Origin of the sequence: Haloechinothrix aidingensis, from assembly GCF_013450155.1 — a bacterium.
Taxonomy (GTDB): domain Bacteria; phylum Actinomycetota; class Actinomycetes; order Mycobacteriales; family Pseudonocardiaceae; genus Haloechinothrix; species Haloechinothrix aidingensis.
Genome location: NZ_JACCKD010000006.1, coordinates 13555 through 32211, shown reverse-complemented (window position 1 = coordinate 32211; position 18657 = coordinate 13555). Strand labels below are relative to the sequence as shown.

The following is an 18657-nucleotide window of genomic DNA, read 5'->3' as shown; positions in this document are numbered from 1 at the left end:
GTTCGCGCTCGCGTTCACAACTCGGTCGGTAGGTACGGCGCTACGGCCTCGTGCACCTCACCGCCGCGCACGGCCTCGGCCGCCGCCGCGATCTCCGGCGCGAGGTGCCTGTCGGGTCCGGTACCGGCAACCCGCTCGCGCAGCACACCGACCGCCGCCCCGGTGGCAGGCGCCGGGCTCAGCGGGGCGCGCAGGTCCAACGCTCGTGCCGCGGTGAGGAACTCGACGGCCAGCACCGTCGTCAACCCGTCGATGGCGGTACGCAGCTTGCGCGCCGCCGACCACCCCATCGACACGTGGTCCTCCTGCATCGCCGAGCTCGGTATGGAGTCCACGGACGCGGGAACAGCCAGCCGCTTGAGCTCCGAAACCAGCGAGGCTTGGGTGTACTGCGCGATCATGTGGCCCGAGTCGACCCCGGGGTCGTCCGCGAGGAACGGCGGCAGCCCGGAGGACCGGGAGACATCCAGCATCCGGTCGGTGCGCCGCTCGGCCATGCTCGCGAGGTCGGCGACGGGCACGGCAAGGAAGTCGAGCACGTAGCCGAGAGGCGCGCCGTGGAAGTTGCCGTTCGACTCCACCCTGCCGTCGTCGAGGACAACCGGGTTGTCGATGGCAGCGGCGAGCTCGCGGCCCGCGACCATCCGTGCGTGCTCGAGGGTGTCGCGCGCCGCACCGTGCACCTGCGGGGCGCACCGCAGGGAGTAGGCGTCCTGCACGCGCGGGCAGTCGTCCCCGCGGTGGCTCGCGACGATGGCCGAGCCCGCCAGCAGCGCGCTCATCCGGGCCGCCGACACGGCCTGCCCCTGATGCGGCCGAAGGAACTGCAGGTCGTCCGCGAATACCCGGTCGGTGCCCAGTAGCGCCTCCACGCTCATCGCCGCCGTCAGGTCGGCCATGTCGAGCAGTCGCCCGAGATCGTCCAGCGCGAGCACGAGCATGCCGAGCATGCCCTCGGTGCCGTTGGTCAGCGCCAGCCCTTCCTTCTCCGCCAGCCGCACCGGCGCGATACCGGCCGAGGCGAGCGCATCGGCGGCCGGGACCGTACGGCCGGTCGATGTGACCACCTCGCCCTCGCCGATCAGCGCGAGAGCCACCGCGGACAGCGGCGCCAGATCACCGGAACACCCGAGCGATCCGTAGGTGTGCACCACAGGGGTCACCCCCGCGTTGAGCAGGCCGGCCAGCGCCTCGGCAGTGCCGAGGGTGACGCCGGTCCGCCCGGTGGCGATCGTCCGCAGCCGCAGCAGCATCATCGCGCGGACCACCTCGGCCTCCACACGTTCCCCTGCTCCGGCCGCGTGCGACCGCACCAGTGACCGTTGCAGGTCGGCGCGCCTGTCCTGGGGGATCGACTGCACCGCGAGGGCGCCGAACCCGGTCGAGATGCCGTAGGCCGGGCGCGGCCCGGCGGCGAGCCCGTCCACGTGTTCGCGTGCCGTGGTGATGCGGCGTTTCGCGGCGTCGGCGAGCTCGACGGGAGCACCGTGCCGTGCGACCGCATGCACCTGCTTCGGGGTCAGCGGCTCGGGCCCCACCACGACGGCGGGCTCACTGCTGGCAACCGGGTCAGTCATGCCCCTATTGCACCTCGCCGGTTGCCGCTTCTCACCCGCGGCGAGCAGAATAGTGTCTGGTATTTCAGACACCGGCCGGGAGCGAGCGATCATGGGCACGAGTTCGGAGATACCGGCGTTACGGAGGGGACTCGCGGTGCTGCGCCTGCTCGCCTCGCACGCGGGACCGGTCCCGGCGGCGACCGTGGCCAGGACCCTCCAGCTGCCCCGCTCGACCACGTATCACCTGCTGAACGAGCTGGAAAGCGCCGGATTCGTGACACACCTGCCCGCCGAACGGCGCTACGGGCTGGGAATCGCCGCCTTCGAGCTCGGCTCGGCGTACCTGCGCCACGAGCCACTCGAGCGGCTCGCGGGCCCGATCCTGCGTACCCTCGTCGACCGCATGCAGCACACCGCGCATCTCGGTGTGCTGCACGGCAACGAGTCCCTCTACCTGGTCAAGGAACGCCCCACACGCCCGGAGACGGTCGTCACCGATGTCGGGGTGCGGCTTCCGGCGCACCTGACCGCGACCGGACGCGCCATCCTCGCGTACCTCTCCCGCCCCCAGGTACGGGCCCTGTTCCCGGACGGGGACGCGTTCGTCCGGCGCACCAACCGTGGTCCGCGCACCCTCGGCGAGCTGCGCGAACGGCTGGCCGCGGAACGCCGCACCGGCTGGGCCGTCGAGGACGGCTTCGTCACCACCGACTTCGCGTCGGTGGCCTGCCCGGTGTTCGACCATTCCGCGCACCCGATCGCCGCGATCGGCATGACGTTCCGCCACCCGTGCGACGGCACTCGGGCGTGCTCGGAAACCTGGCCCGCCCTGGCCGCCGCGGTACGCGGCGCGGCGCACGAGCTCACGAGCCGGCTCGGCGGCCGGGAGCGCTAGTTGGCCGGGGACGCCGAGTCGGGACGCACCGACTCCGGTTCGAGTCCGAGCATCTCGAGTAGCTCCCTGCACTCGACCGCATCGGCGGAGTGCCCGGCCACCGTGATGGCGGCCCTGTTCGCCTGATCCTGCTGGCGGGCTCGCTCGACCTCCCGGCCTTCCGCGGACCAGCGATGGTCCTCGTCGGTACTCACGTGCCGTGCCAACATCATGTGGTCTCCTCGTTCCGGCTGTCCGTGCTTGGAATTGCAGCCGTGCGGATCACGCACGCGTGACCATCATTACAGTCGGGCAACCCGTGATGGGCGCATCTGCGTCAGTGGCACAGGGACGCCATCCGGCCGCTGGAGAGCACGCCCGGAAAGTGCCCGGAAAGTGAAGGCCCCGGGCTCGACGGCCTGGGGGGAAACCGGAGCCCGGGGCTACCGTCTGCCGCTGGGGGACCGGCAGACACCATTCAGCCTAATCGATGAGCCGGTACATGCAAAGAGATGTACCAAAGTGTCGCCCACCACAGCTCGCCCGGGATCAGCCACGCGCGCCGTTGCTCCCGGAACGGCCGCGCTCACCCCGGTCCGACGCGTTGTCCTGCCCACCACGCTCGCCCGAACGCGTACTCGACTCCGCGGCACCGGACTCGGACGGCGGGTTGTCCGACCGCGGCGGCCCGTTCGACTCCGGTGGCTGCGAGGACTCCGGCGGCTGCGACGACCGTGGCGGCTGCGACGACCGTGGCGGCTGCGAGCTCTCCGGCGGCCCGCTCGGCTCCGGCGGCCGCGAGGACCGCGGAGCGTCGGATCCGCGCGTCCGGGACCTCGACGGCGCCGCCGACGGCTCGGACGACTCGGACGGCTCGGTCGAACTCGCACCCTCCTGCGGCGCGGACGCGGTACTCGACGCGGGCGCGCTCGTGCGCGACGTCCCGCTTCCGGACCGCTCCCGCTGCCCGGTGGGTGTCGTACTGGGCGCGGACTCACCGGCCGAGGCGCTGCCGGAGCCCTCCCCTTCGCCGGTTTCGCCCGTGATGCCGCTCCAGGTCGGCAACACACCCGACAGTGAGCCGGTGTCGTGCCCAGCGAAGGCACCACCGCCACTGCCGGTCCCCAGCGCCACCGAGGAGCCCGCACCGGGGTCGTTCGACTCGCTGCCGTGGCTCGCGGCACCCAGGGTGGTCGGCAAGCCGGGATCACCCTGACCCGGGTTCGGATGCGCCCAGTCACTCGGCGCGCTCGGCGCGGGCGACAGCCCCGTCTCCGGTGCGAGGGCGAGCATGCCCATCGCTGTCGCGCCGCACAGCACGGTGACGCTAGCGGCTACAGCGGCGGGGCCACCGCGCCTGGTCTGGTCGCGCCGCAGGACCGGCTCGGCCCGTCGGCCTTCCCGGCGCAGCAACTCGGCGACCGAGACAGGCAGGTCCGACTCACGCTGGGCCACTTACACACCTCCCGATCCGTCACCATCGGCGCTCATCTTTTCTACACCCGTTACCGATTCGTTGCGCCAAAGAGCGAGGAACGTCACATTACGGATCCGTCAGAAGATCATACCCTGTGTATATCCTCGCAGGTGAGGCGACATACCGCACGGCGACGTTCTCCCGTGCGCACCGGGGTAGCCGTCCACGGGCTTTCCGCAGCCGGGCGCACGACACAGGTCCGGGCCAGCGGTTTCCCGCTGGCCCGGACCTGTGCTGACGGTTCTCGTTGTGGAGGTGCCGGGAATCGAACCCGGGTCCTCTGTTGCTTCACCAGGACTTCTCCGTGCGCAGTTCGCTGTGCCTCTACTCGGCCCCACCGGTCACGCGAACAAGCCGGTGTGACGGGCCCAGTCGCTGTAGAATGTCCCACTCAGGTCCGCGACCAACCTCAGTGGTAAGTCCTCCTAGCTGATGCCGGCCACCGGGTCGGAGGCATCCCCGGGCCGACAAGGATCAAACTAGCTCACGCAGCGAGCGCGAACTGATCCTGGCGCGCTTCTTGTTTGTTGGCGCTTATTGATGTGCGACGACGCTTAACGGTGGTCTCTCGCCTGCACCGGCACGCTTCCCCTGATTCGACGAACAGAGTCGAAACCGTTCACCCCCTTCGTTCTCGGCGTTTGCCCGTCCAGCATAACGCCTGCGGCAAACTCATTGTTCCCGGCCGCGCGGGACCGGGGTACCTTCACACACGCCGAGCAACGCAGCGGGCGTGTCGTGCAGTACCGCACGCAGGAACCGCCGCCCCAGCCCCGGATGCCGCTCCGCCCAGCCCGCGATCGCACGCAACTGCGCCGCGTAGGGGTAGGGAATGTTCGGGAAGTCCGTGCCGAGCACCACGCGATCCGCGCAACCGGCGATCCTGGCGGGCCAGTCCCGCGGCAACGGGGCCATACTCTCGGTGAAGTCCACTCCCACCATCGTCGTGTCCAGGTACACGCGAGGGTACGCGCGCACCAGGGCCAGCGCGTCCTCGTACTCGGGCATTCCCGCGTGCGCGAGCACGGCGACCAGGCGCGGATGCCGTCGAAGCACCTCGCCGAAGACCTCGACACCGGTATACGAACCGGGGATCGGCCCGTGCCCGCAGTGCACGACCACAGGGACACCGGCCTCTGCCAGCAACCCCCATGCCCGATCGAGCAGGTCCGAGCGCGGGTCGTAATCGCCCACCTGGATATGCGCCTTGAAGCACCGGGCGCCGGCGCGTAACGCCGCGGCCACCTGCGCACCGGCGCCCGGCTCCGGGTAGAGCGTCGCGGTCGGCACGGCCTCGGCGACGGTCGTGCCGAACTCCCGCGCCCACCTCGTGAGCCACTCCGCCATACCGGGCTTGTGCGGGTAGACGAGCGGGGCGAAGTGCCGTACCCCGAGCGCGCGCAGCACCTCGATCCGCTCCCGCTCGGGCAGGCGATAGTGGATCGGCCACGCTGTGCCGTAGTGCTCGGCGGCACCGTCGAAGTACGCCCACACCTTGCGCATGACCCGCTCGGGCAGGAAATGCGTGTGTATGTCGACCAGCCCGGGCACACCGAGCGAGCTCACCCAGGAGGCCACTTCTGCGTCGGTGGCCGGACCGGCTTCGCCCACCACGGTTCGACAGCCCTAGATCTTGCCCTTGACTGCCCTGCCGACCGACCTGGCGACCTCTCGCTCCGCGTCCTTCTTCGCGAGGTCGCGCCGCTTGTCGTGCTTACGCTTACCCTGTGCGAGCGCCAGCTCGACCTTCGCCTTGCCGTCGGAGAAGTACATCGACAGCGGCACGAGAGCGAGCCCGCTCTGCTTGGTCTTGCCGATCAGCTTGGCGATCTCATCCCTGTGCAGCAAGAGCTTGCGGTGCCGCCGCGGCTCGTGGTTGGTCCACGTGCCCTGCTCGTACTCCGGGATGTGCATGCCACGGAGCCACACTTCACCGTCGTCGACCGTGGCGAAGGCCTCGGCCAGTGACGCCTTGCCCGCACGGAGGCTCTTGACCTCGGTGCCCCGCAGCACGATTCCCGCCTCGAAGGTGTCGAGGATCGTGAAGTCGTGCCTGGCGCGCCTGTTCGACACGATCATCGTGCGACCACGTTCTTTCGGCATGCTTCCACTCTACGGGTACGCTCCACGCAATTTTCGTCACCGCGGCGCCGGCGACGGCACCCCGGTACACCTCGCGCTAGTGGCGCACGTACATGCGCAGCGTGACGTAGCCGGTGATCGCCGAGATCACCATGGCGCTGATCAGCAGCACCGGCGCCACGATCAGCACGGTGTACAGCAGGGACGGCAGCGAGATGATGCCGGCCTCGCGAAGCTCGGCCAGCACCCCGTCCACCACGAACAGCTGCAGGCCGACAAGGGAGCCTGCGGCGAGGATCGCACCGATCACCCCGGCGACCATGGCCTCGAGCAGGAACGGTAGCTGGGTGTACCACCGGGTCGCACCGACCAGCCGCATGATCCCGACCTCGGTACGCCTGGTGAACGCCGAGATCTGCACCATGTTGGCGATCAGCAGCAGGGCCGCGGCCAGCAGGGCCAACGACCCCACAAGGGTGATGTTCCGGAAGCTGTTCAGCCCGTCGATGAGCCGTTCCAGGAACACCCCCTGGTCCTGGATCTGCGCGATACCCGCCTCACCCTCGTACTCCTCGGTGATCACATCGGCACGCTCCGGGTCGACCAGCCGGACACGCAGCGATGCGGGCAAGGCCTCGGGCCGCGCCAGCTCGACCAGCTCGGGCTGCTCCTCGAAGATCCGCTGGAAGCTCTCGTAGGCCTCGTCCCTGCTCTGGTAGATGACGGTCTCGACCTCGTCGCTCTCCTCGAGCGACTTCCGCAGCCCGGCACAGGGGTCCTCGGTGCAGCTCTCGTCGTTGGCGCTGACGTCATCGGTCAGGAAGATCGACACCTCGATGTCGTCGAGGTACCGCTCCTTGGTGAGATCGACCGTCTGCGTGATCAACAGGCCACCACCGAGCATGGCGAGCGAGATCGCGGTGGTCAGGATCATCGCGATGGTCATCGTGACGTTCCGGCGGAGACCGGTGACGACCTCACTGAACACGAAGCTGGCACGCATCGGGCGACACAGTCCTTCAGTCGGGGGCGGGGATCGGTTGGTCTGCGGGGGCGGGGACCGGGACAGGCTCCTTGTCAGTTACCGACGCCGTACACTCCTCGCGCGTCGTCCCGGATCACCTTGCCGAACTCGAGCTCGACCACCCTCCTGCGCATCGAGTCGACGATCGAGTGGTCGTGCGTGGCCATCAGCACGGTCGTACCCGTCCGGTTGATGCGCTCGAGCAGCAGCATGATGTCCTGGCTCGTGTCGGGGTCGAGATTTCCCGTCGGCTCATCGGCGAGCAGCATCAACGGCCGGTTGACGAAGGCCCGTGCGATGGCGACGCGCTGCTGCTCACCGCCGGAGAGCTCGTTGGGCATGCGATCGGACTTGCCGTCGAGGCCGACGAGCTCGAGCACCTCCGGTACCACCTTGCGGATGGTGTGTGCCGGCTTGCCGATCACCTCGAGCGCGAAGGCGACGTTCTCGAACACGGTCTTGTTACTCAGCAGCCGGAAGTCCTGGAAAACGCATCCGATGGTCTGCCGTAGCCGCGGGACCTTGCGGCGGGGCATCTTCGCCACATCGACGTTCGAGATATAGATCTTGCCCTTGGTGGGAGTCTCCTCCCGCAGCAACAGGCGCAGGAACGTCGACTTTCCCGATCCGGACGGGCCGATGACGAACACGAACTCGCCCTTGTCCACCTCGAACGACACGTTGTTCAACGCGGGTCGCGTCGAGGTCTTGTACACCTTGGTGACATCTTCGATCCGGATCACGGTGTGCGATCCTACCCGCCGACCGTGTTAAGTCCCCATAGCACCGGCCCGTGTCGGGTGCAAGTCCTCGCGCCGCCCCGTAGCCGGTTACCAGCCGGTCAGTCCTGCTCCTGCTCCTGCTGCTTGCGCCACCGGATACCCGCGTCGAGGAAGCCGTCGAGCTCACCCTCCAGCACGGGAGTGGGGTTGCCGACCTCGTAGTCGGTACGCAGGTCCTTGACCATCTGGTACGGGTGCAGCACGTACGACCGCATCTGGTTGCCCCAGCTCGAGCCGCTGTCCTTGAGCGCGTCGAGCTCGGCCTGCTCTTCCTGCTTCTTACGCTGCAACAGCTTGGCCTGCAGGACCCGCAGCGCGGCGGCCTTGTTCTGCAGCTGGGACTTCTCGTTCTGGCAGGAGACCACCACCCCGGTCGGCAGGTGGGTGATACGCACCGCGGAGTCGGTGGTGTTCACGCTCTGGCCCCCTGGCCCCGACGAGCGGTACACGTCGACCCTGATGTCCTTGTCCGGGACGTCGATGTGGTCGACCTCCGCCACCTCGGGAAGCACCTCGACGTGCGCGAACGAGGTCTGCCGCCTGCTCTGGTTGTCGAACGGCGAGATCCGCACCAGCCGGTGCGTGCCCTGCTCCACCGACAGCGTGCCGTAGGCGTACGGGGCGTTCACCTTGAAGGTCGCCGACTTGATCCCCGCTTCCTCCGCGTAGGAGATGTCGTAGACCTCCGTCGGGTAGTCGTGCCGCTCGGCCCACCGCAAGTACATGCGCATCAGCATCTCCGCCCAGTCGGCCGCGTCGACCCCGCCTGCCTCCGCACGGATGTTGACCACGGCGTTGCGCTCGTCGTACTCGCCGGAGAGCAGGGTGCGCACCTCGAGCGCGTCGATCTCCTCTGCCAGCCGCGCGCGCTCGGCGTCGGCCTCCTCGCGGGTCTGCCGCGCCTCCTCCGCGGAGTCGGCCTCCGCGGCCAGCTGGTAGAGCACGCCCAGGTCGTCGAGGCGCTGCCGCAACTCGGTGACCTTGCGCAGGTCCGCCTGGCGGTACGAGAGCCTGCTCGTGATCTGCTGAGCCGTGTCGGGATCGTCCCACAGGCCCGGATCGGCGGCCTGCTCCTCCAGCGAGGCCACCTCAGCACGCAACGCTTCCAGGTCCATCACCGCCTCGACCTGGCTCAGCGTGCTGGAAAGATCCTTCAGCTGTGTTTCGGCATCCACGCTCACAACTCCCCAGGTTACGCGCCACCCGTGCGGGCGACCGGCAAGGGGCACGTAGCACCCGGGCGTGGCACGCAGGTCGTGCCACGCCTGTCTCAGGTGCCCGTCACGCGTTCTCGACGGCGTCGACCAGCTTCAGCGCGGCTCGCGCGTACGCGTGCCCGAAGTCGGCGATCGCCTGGGCGATGGGATCACCGGCCTCCGCGGCTTCCCGCGCGTTCGCCTTCGCCGTCGCCGCGTCCTCCTTGTAGCGCGCACGAGCGGTCTCGATGAGCTCCGCGCGTTGCTTGTCCGTCACCGTCCCGGAGTTGACCAGGCGCAGGATCAAGGTACTGCGGATGTGGTCGGGACCCGACTCCGCGTTGACCCACTGCCTGAAGGCCTTCTTCCCGGCTGCGGTGAGCACGTACTGCTGGCTCGAACGCGCCCCGCGCTTGCCGAGGCGTACCAGCCCGGCGTCGGCGAGCACCGGGAGCTCCCGGTAGACCTGGCTACGCGTCACGCTGAAGAACGTCCCGAACGCTGCCTCAGCACTCGCCACCAGTTGCCCGCCCGTCGCGGGACCGTCGTGAAGCAAGCCAAGCAGAGCTGCTGATGTGGCATTGATATCGGCCATGATGTCTACAGTGCCACGTATACGGCCTCGTGTCCACTGTGGCCCTGATCAGGTCCACAATAGAAACCGGTGCGCAGCGGACCGTTACCTGTTCGGGTGGGACTGTCGCGCGGCCACGTAGGACCCGGGCGGCAGGACGTACCGGCCCGCACGTGGGCTCGACCTGCCGCTCGCCGCCCGGCCCGGGAGCCGGCGGGCACAGCGGGCATGCGACATGCATCGGGCCCCTACCCGGCAAACCGGATAGGGGCCCGATGTGGTGGTAGCGGGGACAGGATTCGAACCTGCGACCTCTGGGTTATGAGCCCAGCGAGCTACCGAACTGCTCCACCCCGCGTCGTTTTGTTGTATCTTCACTATACACCGGCGCCCCGGCGCCCCCACACGGGGGGTCCCCGAACGACAATCGTGGTGGCCGCACATGCGGCCACCACGATTGTCTCAGGCCAGAGCTCGGGAGACGAGCGTCCTCAGCCGCCCGGCTGGCCGGCACCCTCGGCACCGGCGTCGCTCCGCGCCTGCTCGTAGCGCTGCGCTGCCTCGTCCAGTTCGGCCAGCGCCTCGCCCTGCGCGGCGTAGTCGTCGTTGCGCTGGGCCTCCTGGTACCGCTGCCACGCGGCTTGCATGTCCGCCGCGGCCTGCTGCATCTCCGGTGTGGCCGCGGCCTGTTCCTCTTCCTCGGGCTCCTCCGGCTCCTCGGCCGGTTCCTCCCCGGACTCGCCCTCCTGCACCTCGACGTCGCTGGGCCCTTCCTCCGGGCTGGTCACCACATCGCCGAGGCCCTCACCGAACACCTGCTCCATCGCTCCCTCGAGCGTCGGCTTGAAGCCCACCCGGTCACCGAAGGCGACCAGCACGCGTGCCAGCTGCGGGAACGCGTTCTCCCCTGTCTGCTCGATGTAGAGGGGCTCGACGTAGAGGAAACCGCCGGCCAGGGGCAGGGTCAGCTGGTTGCCGTAGAGGACGTTGATGTTCGGGTTCTGGAACAGCGTGCGGTCCTGGGCGACCCGCGGGTCACTGTCGAACCGGTTCTGCACCTGGACCGGCCCCTCGGTCTGCTTCGTCTCGTCGGTGGGCGGCAGCCGCAGCACCTTCATCTGCCCGTAGGTCTCCGGATCGGACGACACCGACATCCACGCGGCCAGGTACTGCCTGCGCAGCGGCGTCAACGGGCTGGTGAGCTGGAAGGTCGGCTCCTCGAAGCCCGGTGTGTCGGCCAGGATGTAGTACGGAGGCTGCTCCTCCTCCTCGTCGTTCGTGGGGTCCGGCGGCACGTCCCAGAACATGTTCGTGGAGTAGAACTGCTGCGGGCTCTCCACGTGGTACCGGGTCAGCAGTTCCCGCTGCACCTTGAACATGTCCGAGGGGTAGCGGAAGTGCTCGCGCAGCTCGCTCGAGATCTCTTCCTCCGGGTTGACCAGGCCGGGGAAGACGTTCTTCCAGGCCTGCAGGACCGGATCGTCCGGGTCGTTGGTGTACAGGTTCACCGTGCCGTCGTAGGCGTCCACGGTGGCCTTCACCGAGTTACGGATGTAGTTGATCGTGTTCTGGTCGGGACGTTCCAGCCCGGTGATGGGGTCCTCGATGACCTCACCCAGCGGCTGCTGCTGGGAGTACGGGTAGTTGTCCAGGGTGGTGTAGCCGTCCACGATCCACTTGATCTGCCCGTCGATCACCGCGGGGTAGGGATCGCCGTCCACGGTCAGCCACGGCGCGATGTCGCGCACCCGGTCGACCGGGTCCCGCTTGTACATGATCTTCGATCCCTCACCGATCTCCCCGGTGAACAGGATGTTCCGCTCGCCGTAGAACGCCGAGAAGACCGAGCGGTGGAACAGGCTGTCGACCGGGACGCCACCGTCACCCTGGTAGTTGTAGTCGCGCGCGTCGGCCGTGTCGTACTCACCGGGCCCGGACTCGCCCAGGATCGCGTAGTCGGTCACCAGTTCGCCGTAGTAGACCCGCGGCTGGTCGACGTGGACACCGCTGCCCTCCGGCGATTCGGTATCGCTCGTGCCAAGCAGGGGGAAGCCACCGTCGCTGCCTTCCCCGCCCACGGCCCGGTCGATCCGGTTCGCGGGCGCGGCCACGAAACCGTTGCCGTGCGTGTAGACCATGTGACGGTTGATCCACGTGCGCTGGTTCTCCGCCAGGCCATCGGTGTTGATCTCCTTGAGCGCCACGATGTAGTCCTGCAGCTCCCCGTCGAGCTGGTACCGGTCGATATCGAGCTCCTCGGGGAAGCCGTAGAAGTTCTCCCGGCCCGCGAGCTGGGTGTAGGTCCGCTGCAGCACGGTCGGGTCCAGCAGCCTGATGTTGGGCACCGTGCCGATCTCCTCGGCGACCTCGTCCGCGTCGGCCTCCGTCGTGCCCTGGTAGTCGATGTACTCGACATCGTTGATGTCGTAGGCGTCCCTTGTGGCCGCCATATTGCGCTCGATGGACTCGGCTTCCTTCTCGATCTGGTTCGGCTGCACCGAGAAGCGCTCGAGCAGGGCGGGCCAGGCCGCGCCGACCACGACACCGGAGAGCAACAGCAGCACGAGCGCGATCGCGGGCAACTGCAGGTTGCGCAGCACGGCCCCGGCGAACAGGGCGAGCGCGCAGAACACCGCGATGCTGGTCAGGATCAGCTTGGCGGGCAGCACCGCGTGCAGGTCCGTGTAGGTCGCCCCCATGAACACGTCGTTGCGGTCCGACAGGAGCACGTCGTAGCGGTCGAGGAAGTAGTCGACAGCCTTGATCAGCACGAAGATCCCCGCGGTGATCGCGAGCTGGACCTTCGCCGCGTTGCTGAAGTAGCCGAGCTTGCCCGTGCCACCCCCGAACCGGATGCCACCGAACACGTAATGCACGACGGCCGCCGCGATGAACGCGATCGCGCTCACCACCAGTCCCAGGCTCACCAGCCAGTTCCAGAACGGCAGGCTGAACGCGTAGAACCCGATGTCATGGCCGAACTCGGGGTCGGTCCTCCCGAAGTCGGTACCGCCGAAGAACAGCCGCACCATCGACCAGTCCGCCTGCGCCGTCGCCCCGGCGATCAGGCCGATGATCGCGGAGATACCGATCCCGAACAGCTTCGCCCTGCCGATGATGGTGGTGCGGTACCGCGCCATCGGATCGTCCTCGGCGGCGACGGGCACGAAGACCGGCCGGCTGCGATACGCCAGATACAGGCTCAGCCCGACGATGCCACCGACGACTATCGCGACGGAGAAGAACATCGCGATCCTGGTGAACAGGATCGTGCTGAACACCGATCGCGCGTTGACCTCACCGAACCACAACCAGTTGACATAGGTGTCGATCAGTCTCGTCCCGGCGAGCAAGGCCAGCACGACGAGACCGCCGAGGATGAGGAGGAACCGGCTTCGCTTGCTCAGCTGCGGCATGCTGACAGGGGGCCTGGTGGCCACGGCACACGCTCCTGTGTCTGTTTTGTCCGAGTATCGTAGCGGGCCGGCGCGCTGCTACGCCGCTGCGCCTCTATATCGTTCAACTGTACGGATTATCCGTTGCCGCCCCCAACCGGGTCGCGCTCGCGCCGACCACCGCACTGGCAGGATGGGGGCATGGCAGAGCCTGACGCTTCCGACGCGCCCGATGCGAGCGTCGATACCAGTGTGGCCAGTGCGGCACGGGAGGTGGAGGAGTTCCTCGCAGCCGGTGGGTGGAACCAGCCCGTGCAGCTGTTCGCTCTCGTCGACACCGCCAGCCTGCTGGCCAAGCAACCCGAGCTGGAGGACCAGCTGGACACGCATGCCGCGTTGACCCCGGTCGCACAGGAGGCGCTGCCGGACAGCGATCTGGCCGAGGCCCTCGCGGGCATCGTCTGGCCGGAGACCGTGCACGGGTGCGCGCTCGCGCAGGAGATCATCGTGCTGCCCCCGGACGCGGAAGGCGACCTGCCCGGCGCCGGAGACAGCGAGAACGGCGAGGACAGCGACGGCTCAGCAGGTGGCGGGCAGGACGACGAGCGGTTGCGCCGCGCGGCAGCCGACCACCCCAGCCGGACGGAGGCCCGTCTCGTCGCGGCCGTTACGCGCGACGGGACGCGCGCCTGCGTCATGCGGCTGCGCGCGTCGACCGGAGAGGCGGAGACGGGCGGCGGCGCGCGGGACCGGGATGCCGACAACGGCCCGGATACCACGCGGACCGGCGAGGCCGGTGGTGGCCAGTTCCCCGTCGACGAGGTCATCGAACACCCTGACCTTGCGCCCAACCTGATCCGGGCCCTCGAGGCGACGCTGCAGCCCTGACGTCCCCTTCCCCGGCAGTCCGCCCCTCAGCCGCGGGGCCCGGACGTCACTCCCGGCACGTCGGCACGTCCCGGCCCGCACTGTGCGCCTCGAGCGCGTCGACGGCCTCGGAGAGCGAGCCGACCTCGATCAGCAGCATGTCCTCGGGGCCTGCTGCCGCGGCCTCGGCACAGTTCTGCTCGGGAACCAGGAAGACGTCGACCCCGGCGTCGTCGGCAGCCTCGATCTTGAACCCGATGCCGCCGATCGGGCCGATGTCCCCTGTCGCGTTGATCTCCCCGGAGCCGGCGACATGCCTGTCGCCGACCAGTTCGTCCTCCGTCATCCGGTCGACGATCGCGAGTGCGAACATCACCCCTGCCGACGGGCCACCCACGTCGGCGAGCGTGAAGTCGACGGTGAAGTCCACATCGGCGCGCTCGCTCAGCGTGACACCCATGAAACCCTGCTCACGGTCGTCCCGCTCGCCCAGCTCGAGGGGTGCGGACTGCTCGTCGCCGACCTCGTCGCCGTCCTCGTCGTGCTCGCGGAACGTCACGTCGATGGTCTGTCCCGGCCGGGAGCCCTCGAGCTCGTCGTGCACGTCCTGCACGGTCTCCACCGGCGCACCCTCGATACTGATCAGCTCGGCGTTCGCGGGCAGGACCCCGTCGGCGGGCTGGTCCGGCAGTACCTCCTGCACGAACACGTCGGTCGGGTAACCGAGCAGGCCCAGCGCCGCCGACTCCGCGGCGCTCTGCGAGTTCTCGAACTGCGCGATGTTCTCTTCCCTGATCTCCTCCTCCGGAACCCCCGGCCGGAAGTACTGCTCCCGTGGCGCCAGCGCGTACTCGCCGCTGACCCACCTCACGAGCGCGCTGAACATGGTGACGTCGTCTGCTACCGACACGGTCGTCAGGCTCAGCGTGCCGGACGTCTCGTACGCGAGCTCGTCGGCCACGTCCTCGCCGTCCTCGTCCTGAAAGGAGATCACCGGCTCCCCCTCGACCTCCCCGAGGGTGTCGTACAGCGGGCCGGGGCCGAGGGCGACATAAGGGACACTGACCGTGAACCCAACCGCGGCGAACGCCGCGGCGAGTAGCGCGCTGAGCAGCAACGTCCATCCGCGCCGGGACAGGGTGCGCCGGTTGCGCGGCTGCGCGGGCGTGTACGGGTCGCCGTACGGGTCAGGCAGTGTCTCGTCCGCGTGACCCTGCTGCCGGCCCGCTGCCCGGGTGTGCTCGTGCCCTTCCTCCGAATCGCTCACACCGCACAGCCTACGGCGCGCCGTTTCGGACGCGTCGATGTGTTCGCCGACAGGTGACGTGACGTCCGCACGGAGAGCCGACGTCCGGCACACCGGTCCCGCCGTACCGCGTACCGTGGAGGTATGAGCAACCCCCCGTTCGGTTTCGGCATGCCGGACCCTGATCGATACGGCGAGAACGATCCGTCCGACCAGTCCGGGCAGCAGTCGCAAGGTTCCGATCCGTTCAGCCAACTCGGGCAGATGCTCAGCCAGCTCGGGCAGATGCTCAGCCAGGCGGGGCAGTCGAGTGGGCCGGTCAACTACGACCTGGCCAAACAGATCGCCATGCAGCGCCTGGCAGGCGAAGGTGGCAAGCAGGTGGGGTTCACCAGCACATCGGTGTCCGCGGACTCCGCCAAGGCCGTCCGTGACTCCGCGCATCTCGCCGAGCTGTGGCTCGACGCGGCCACCACGCTGCCCGCGGGGGCGACGAGCACCGAGGCCTGGTCGGCCAAGGACTGGGTGGAGAAGACGCTGCCGACCTGGCAACGGCTGTGCGACCCCGTCGCCAAGCAGATCGCCAGCGCGTGGACGGGCGCGCTACCGGAGGAGGCGAAGCAGGCGGCGGGGCCGCTGCTGTCGATGGTCGACCAGATGGGCGGGATGGCCTTCGGCTCGCAGCTCGGTAACGCGCTCGCCCAGCTCGGCGCGGACGTTCTGACCTCGACAGAGGTCGGCGTGCCGCTCGGTCCGGACGCCACGTCCGCCCTGCTGCCCGCGAACATCGAGAAGTTCACCGAGGGGCTCGAGCGACCGAGCAGCGAAGTACTGGTCTTCCTCGCCGCGCGCGAGGCCGCGCACCAGCGCCTGTTCGCGCACGCGCCGTGGCTGCGCCAGCGGCTGCTCGACACGGTCGAGGAGTTCGCGCACGGCATCACGGTCGACACCGCGGCCATCGAACAGCTGGCCAGCAAGATCGACCCGTCGAACCCGGCGAGTATCGAGGAAGCCATGTCCTCCGGCTTGTTCGAGCCGCAAACCTCGGCAGAACAGCAGGTCGCGCTGACCCGTCTGGAAACGTTACTGGCCCTTGTCGAGGGCTGGGTCGACGTCGTGGTCGCGGAGGCGATCGGTGACCGGCTGCCCGGTGCCGAGGCGCTGCGCGAGACGCTGCGCCGCAGGCGCGCCACCGGCGGCCCCGCCGAGCAGACCTTCGCCACGCTTGTCGGCCTGGAGCTGCGGCCGCGCAAGCTCCGCGCGGCCTCCTCGCTGTGGAGCCAGGTCGGCCTGCGTCACGGGATGAGCAAGCGGGACGGGCTGTGGGCCCACCCCGACCTCATCCCCACCGCCGAGGACCTCGACAATCCCGAGGAGTTCGCCGAGCGTCTCGGGCAGGGCGAACACGCGGACATGGACCCCATGGCCGAGTTGCTGCGTACCGAGCAGGACGCGGGCGGTCCGGTGGAGGACACCGGCGGCCCGGCACCCGGCGACGGCGGTGACGACGACCAGGGCGACCGGGGCGACGACGAGGGCGGCGACCAGGGCGGCGAGGCGCGCTGACCGGTCATGCCAGGTGCTCGCCGTCGGTTCCGGCTGCGGGTTCGGCTGCCGGGTCGTCGACACCGGTGATGCCCAAGCCGGCGGCCGCCGAGAGCCCCTCGAGGTAGCCGATCGCGCGCTCGGTCTTCGGGTAGCGGCCGCACAACGCCCAGAACTCGGCGTTGTGCGCGGACACCCGCAGGTGAGCGAGCTCGTGCACGAGCACGTAGTCCAGTACCCACGCGGGTACATCGCGGAGCCGCTCGCTGACGCGGATCGTGCCCTGCGTGGGCGTACATGAGGCCCACCTGGTGCGCATCGGCGCCACCCACCGCACGCTCGCGGGCTCGCACGTGCCGTCCAGGTACCGCAGGCTCAGCTCGCGGCACCGCGCCATCAGCGCCTCGTCCGACGCGCGCGCGGGCGAGGCCTTCCGTTTCGCGCTGCGCAGCAACTTGCGTTCCATCTCGGCGACCCAGTGCTGCTCCTCACTGCGCGACATCCGGTCCGGGATCAGCACCACCATGGTGCCGCCGTCCATGTATGCCGAGACGGTACGGCGGCGGCGCTTGCTGCGCCGGACCTCGACGCGGGTGGCCGACGGCGTAGCGTCGCTCGTCGTACCGGAGCCGGTTCTCGGGCCGGCGCCGGGGCTGCTTCTGGGGCTGGTTCTGGGGTTCGGCGAGTCACGCACGTCCCCACACTACGACGCACCCACGACAGCTCCACCGGAACGCATCCGAAGAACCACCACGAGATCCCCCGGACGCGCGGTTGTGCTGTATCAGCCCTGTACCGGCGCGACACTCGCGCGTCGGAGTGTGGACAACCCGCGGGCCGGCGGGCAGGACGTTCGCCAGGAACGTGCACGATCCGGGGTGATGACGAACGCACGGCACACCGGATCTCACCCGGCGCGGGCCCGCACCCGGCTGCCGAGCAGGCCGCGGCTGGTGCCCGGCATCGGGGTGTTCCGGCGCGGAGGAACCGAGTTGCAGGTAGGACTCGACCCGCGCCACGCCGTGGTGATCAGCGGGGTCTCGTCAGAGTTGGCGACCGTGCTCGGTGCCCTCGACGGCACCAGCGGCCTGCCCACGCTGCTGGCGGACCTGGGCACAGCGGACCGTGCGCAGCTGCGGCGGGTACTCACCGAGCTCACCGAACGTGGCCTTGTCGACGATGCCGCCACGCACCACATCCCACACGGCTGCCCGTCGGACACGGCACTGTGGGGGACGCGCGCATCCGGGACACGGCCGCTCGATGGCGCCGCGCTCGGCGACCGCTGCGCGCACAGCATGATGCTCGTACACGGGGACGGGCCACTCTGCCGAGCGGTCGCCACCGGACTCGCCACCGCGGGCATCGGGCACGTCGCCGTCGAAACCACGGGAACGATGGCCACGGCCGACGTCACCCGCGGCGACCGGTCCGGGGATATCGGGCGCCCGCGGCACGCGGCCGTCGTCGACGCCGTCCGGGACGCCAATCCCACGACCGACACCGCGCCCGTGCCGTCGGACCGGTATCCCGACCTGGCCGTGCTCACCGACGCCGTGGTGCCGTCGCCCGAACTGGTACACCGGCTCATGAGCGAGCGGATACCGCACCTGCCCGTCCGCGTGCGGGACGGCACCGGCATCGTCGGTCCCCTCGTCGTACCCGGCAGGACGAGTTGCCTGCACTGCGCCGACCTGCACCGCGCCGAACGGGACAGCGGCTGGCCATGGGTCGCAGGCAGGCTCGCGGGCCGGCCCCGGCCCGCGGGGCCGGTCAGCAGCCACGCCGTCGCGGCACTGGCTGTCGGCCAGGCGGTTCGCAGCCTGTGGTCCGACAACGAGCCATGCCCTACCTGGAACACCACCCTGGAGCTGGACGTCTTCGACGGCCGGCTGCGGCAACGTAGCTGGCAGCCACACGCACGCTGCGGCTGCCGCACCAGGCGGTGAGCAGCGCGCCACCGCGCCGCCCGTACGCCAGCGGACCGCACCCGGCAACGACACCACGATGCCCGGTGTAGCGATACCGTGTGTATC

General features: G+C 69.3%; 16 protein-coding genes, 1 tRNA gene and 1 other RNA gene. 5 read left to right on the top strand and 13 right to left on the bottom strand.

Going from position 1 to position 18657, the window contains the following annotated elements:
* Positions 1-14 precede the first annotated feature (14 nt).
* Positions 15-1577: a histidine ammonia-lyase gene (gene hutH / locus H0B56_RS16180; RefSeq protein WP_180893924.1), complete on the bottom strand. Its 1563-nt coding sequence runs from the start codon at positions 1575-1577 to the stop codon at positions 15-17.
* A 91-nt stretch (positions 1578-1668) separates the two neighbouring features.
* On the opposite strand from hutH, the gene H0B56_RS16175 reads away from it, so the two are divergent.
* Entirely contained in the window at positions 1669-2454 is a 786-nt protein-coding gene (locus tag H0B56_RS16175; RefSeq protein WP_180893923.1) for an IclR family transcriptional regulator, read from the top strand.
* Here H0B56_RS16175 and H0B56_RS16170 read toward each other — a convergent pair.
* The gene (locus tag H0B56_RS16170) at positions 2451-2666 is read right to left on the bottom strand and encodes a hypothetical protein (protein ID WP_180894200.1); all 216 of its coding nucleotides are present in this window, start codon (positions 2664-2666) and stop codon (positions 2451-2453) included. The genes H0B56_RS16175 and H0B56_RS16170 overlap by 4 nt on opposite strands.
* Positions 2667-3037: 371 nt before the next feature.
* Between H0B56_RS16170 and H0B56_RS16165 the strand changes: the two genes are divergently transcribed.
* Positions 3038-3649 (top strand): hypothetical protein, encoded by a 612-nt coding sequence (locus H0B56_RS16165; protein WP_180893922.1) that lies wholly within the window; start codon positions 3038-3040, stop codon positions 3647-3649.
* Between the two features lie 508 nt (positions 3650-4157).
* Here H0B56_RS16165 and ssrA read toward each other — a convergent pair.
* The 9 genes from ssrA to H0B56_RS16120 all read right to left on the bottom strand — a co-directional run bounded on the left by ssrA (position 4158) and on the right by H0B56_RS16120 (position 13008).
* Positions 4158-4537: a transfer-messenger RNA gene (gene ssrA, locus H0B56_RS16160) on the bottom strand.
* A 45-nt stretch (positions 4538-4582) separates the two neighbouring features.
* Positions 4583-5524 carry an amidohydrolase family protein gene (locus H0B56_RS16155; protein WP_180893921.1) on the bottom strand — a complete coding sequence of 314 codons (942 nt, stop codon included), beginning with the start codon at positions 5522-5524 and terminating at the stop codon, positions 4583-4585.
* A 12-nt stretch (positions 5525-5536) separates the two neighbouring features.
* The gene (smpB, locus tag H0B56_RS16150) at positions 5537-6013 is read right to left on the bottom strand and encodes an SsrA-binding protein SmpB (RefSeq protein ID WP_180893920.1); all 477 of its coding nucleotides are present in this window, start codon (positions 6011-6013) and stop codon (positions 5537-5539) included.
* 76 nt (positions 6014-6089) lie between these two features.
* Positions 6090-6995 (bottom strand): permease-like cell division protein FtsX, encoded by a 906-nt coding sequence (gene ftsX, locus H0B56_RS16145; RefSeq protein ID WP_180893919.1) that lies wholly within the window; start codon positions 6993-6995, stop codon positions 6090-6092.
* A gap of 74 nt (positions 6996-7069) precedes the next feature.
* Complete coding sequence (gene ftsE, locus H0B56_RS16140; protein WP_089303146.1) at positions 7070-7759, bottom strand: cell division ATP-binding protein FtsE; 690 nt, start codon at positions 7757-7759, stop codon at positions 7070-7072.
* A gap of 98 nt (positions 7760-7857) precedes the next feature.
* Complete coding sequence (gene prfB, locus H0B56_RS16135; protein WP_180893918.1) at positions 7858-8979, bottom strand: peptide chain release factor 2; 1122 nt, start codon at positions 8977-8979, stop codon at positions 7858-7860.
* 100 nt (positions 8980-9079) lie between these two features.
* Positions 9080-9589, bottom strand: a complete 510-nt coding sequence (locus H0B56_RS16130) for a PadR family transcriptional regulator (RefSeq protein ID WP_176440047.1) — start codon at positions 9587-9589, stop codon at positions 9080-9082.
* 260 nt (positions 9590-9849) lie between these two features.
* A tRNA-Met gene (locus H0B56_RS16125) sits at positions 9850-9926 on the bottom strand.
* 133 nt (positions 9927-10059) lie between these two features.
* The gene (locus tag H0B56_RS16120; protein WP_180893917.1) at positions 10060-13008 is read right to left on the bottom strand and encodes a UPF0182 family protein; all 2949 of its coding nucleotides are present in this window, start codon (positions 13006-13008) and stop codon (positions 10060-10062) included.
* 156 nt (positions 13009-13164) lie between these two features.
* Here H0B56_RS16120 and H0B56_RS16115 point away from each other — a divergent pair, with 156 nt between their 5' ends.
* Positions 13165-13851: a PPA1309 family protein gene (locus H0B56_RS16115; RefSeq protein ID WP_180893916.1), complete on the top strand. Its 687-nt coding sequence runs from the start codon at positions 13165-13167 to the stop codon at positions 13849-13851.
* Positions 13852-13897: 46 nt separating this feature from the next.
* On the opposite strand, the gene H0B56_RS16110 is transcribed toward H0B56_RS16115, so the two are convergent.
* A complete protein-coding gene (locus H0B56_RS16110; RefSeq protein WP_343063921.1) occupies positions 13898-15097 on the bottom strand; it encodes a YlbL family protein in 1200 nt (399 codons plus the stop codon).
* Positions 15098-15220: 123 nt separating this feature from the next.
* On the opposite strand from H0B56_RS16110, the gene H0B56_RS16105 reads away from it, so the two are divergent.
* The gene (locus H0B56_RS16105) at positions 15221-16642 is read left to right on the top strand and encodes a zinc-dependent metalloprotease (protein WP_180893915.1); all 1422 of its coding nucleotides are present in this window, start codon (positions 15221-15223) and stop codon (positions 16640-16642) included.
* A 4-nt stretch (positions 16643-16646) separates the two neighbouring features.
* Here H0B56_RS16105 and H0B56_RS16100 read toward each other — a convergent pair whose 3' ends face one another.
* Positions 16647-17315, bottom strand: coding sequence for a M48 metallopeptidase family protein (locus H0B56_RS16100; protein ID WP_343063920.1), 669 nt, complete (start codon positions 17313-17315; stop codon positions 16647-16649).
* A 187-nt stretch (positions 17316-17502) separates the two neighbouring features.
* Between H0B56_RS16100 and H0B56_RS16095 the strand changes: the two genes are divergently transcribed.
* Entirely contained in the window at positions 17503-18570 is a 1068-nt protein-coding gene (locus H0B56_RS16095; RefSeq protein WP_180893914.1) for a hypothetical protein, read from the top strand.
* The last annotated feature ends 87 nt before the right edge of the window (positions 18571-18657 follow it).

Coding starts and splice junctions, on each gene's coding strand:
- hutH (WP_180893924.1), bottom strand. CDS start 1,577: ATGACTGACCCGGTTGCCAGCAGTGAGCCCGCCGTCGTGGTGGGGCCC.
- H0B56_RS16175 (WP_180893923.1), top strand. CDS start 1,669: ATGGGCACGAGTTCGGAGATACCGGCGTTACGGAGGGGACTCGCGGTG.
- H0B56_RS16170 (WP_180894200.1), bottom strand. CDS start 2,666: ATGATGTTGGCACGGCACGTGAGTACCGACGAGGACCATCGCTGGTCC.
- smpB (WP_180893920.1), bottom strand. CDS start 6,013: ATGCCGAAAGAACGTGGTCGCACGATGATCGTGTCGAACAGGCGCGCC.
- ftsX (WP_180893919.1), bottom strand. CDS start 6,995: ATGCGTGCCAGCTTCGTGTTCAGTGAGGTCGTCACCGGTCTCCGCCGG.
- H0B56_RS16130 (WP_176440047.1), bottom strand. CDS start 9,589: ATGGCCGATATCAATGCCACATCAGCAGCTCTGCTTGGCTTGCTTCAC.
- H0B56_RS16115 (WP_180893916.1), top strand. CDS start 13,165: ATGGCAGAGCCTGACGCTTCCGACGCGCCCGATGCGAGCGTCGATACC.
- H0B56_RS16105 (WP_180893915.1), top strand. CDS start 15,221: ATGAGCAACCCCCCGTTCGGTTTCGGCATGCCGGACCCTGATCGATAC.
- H0B56_RS16095 (WP_180893914.1), top strand. CDS start 17,503: ATGACGAACGCACGGCACACCGGATCTCACCCGGCGCGGGCCCGCACC.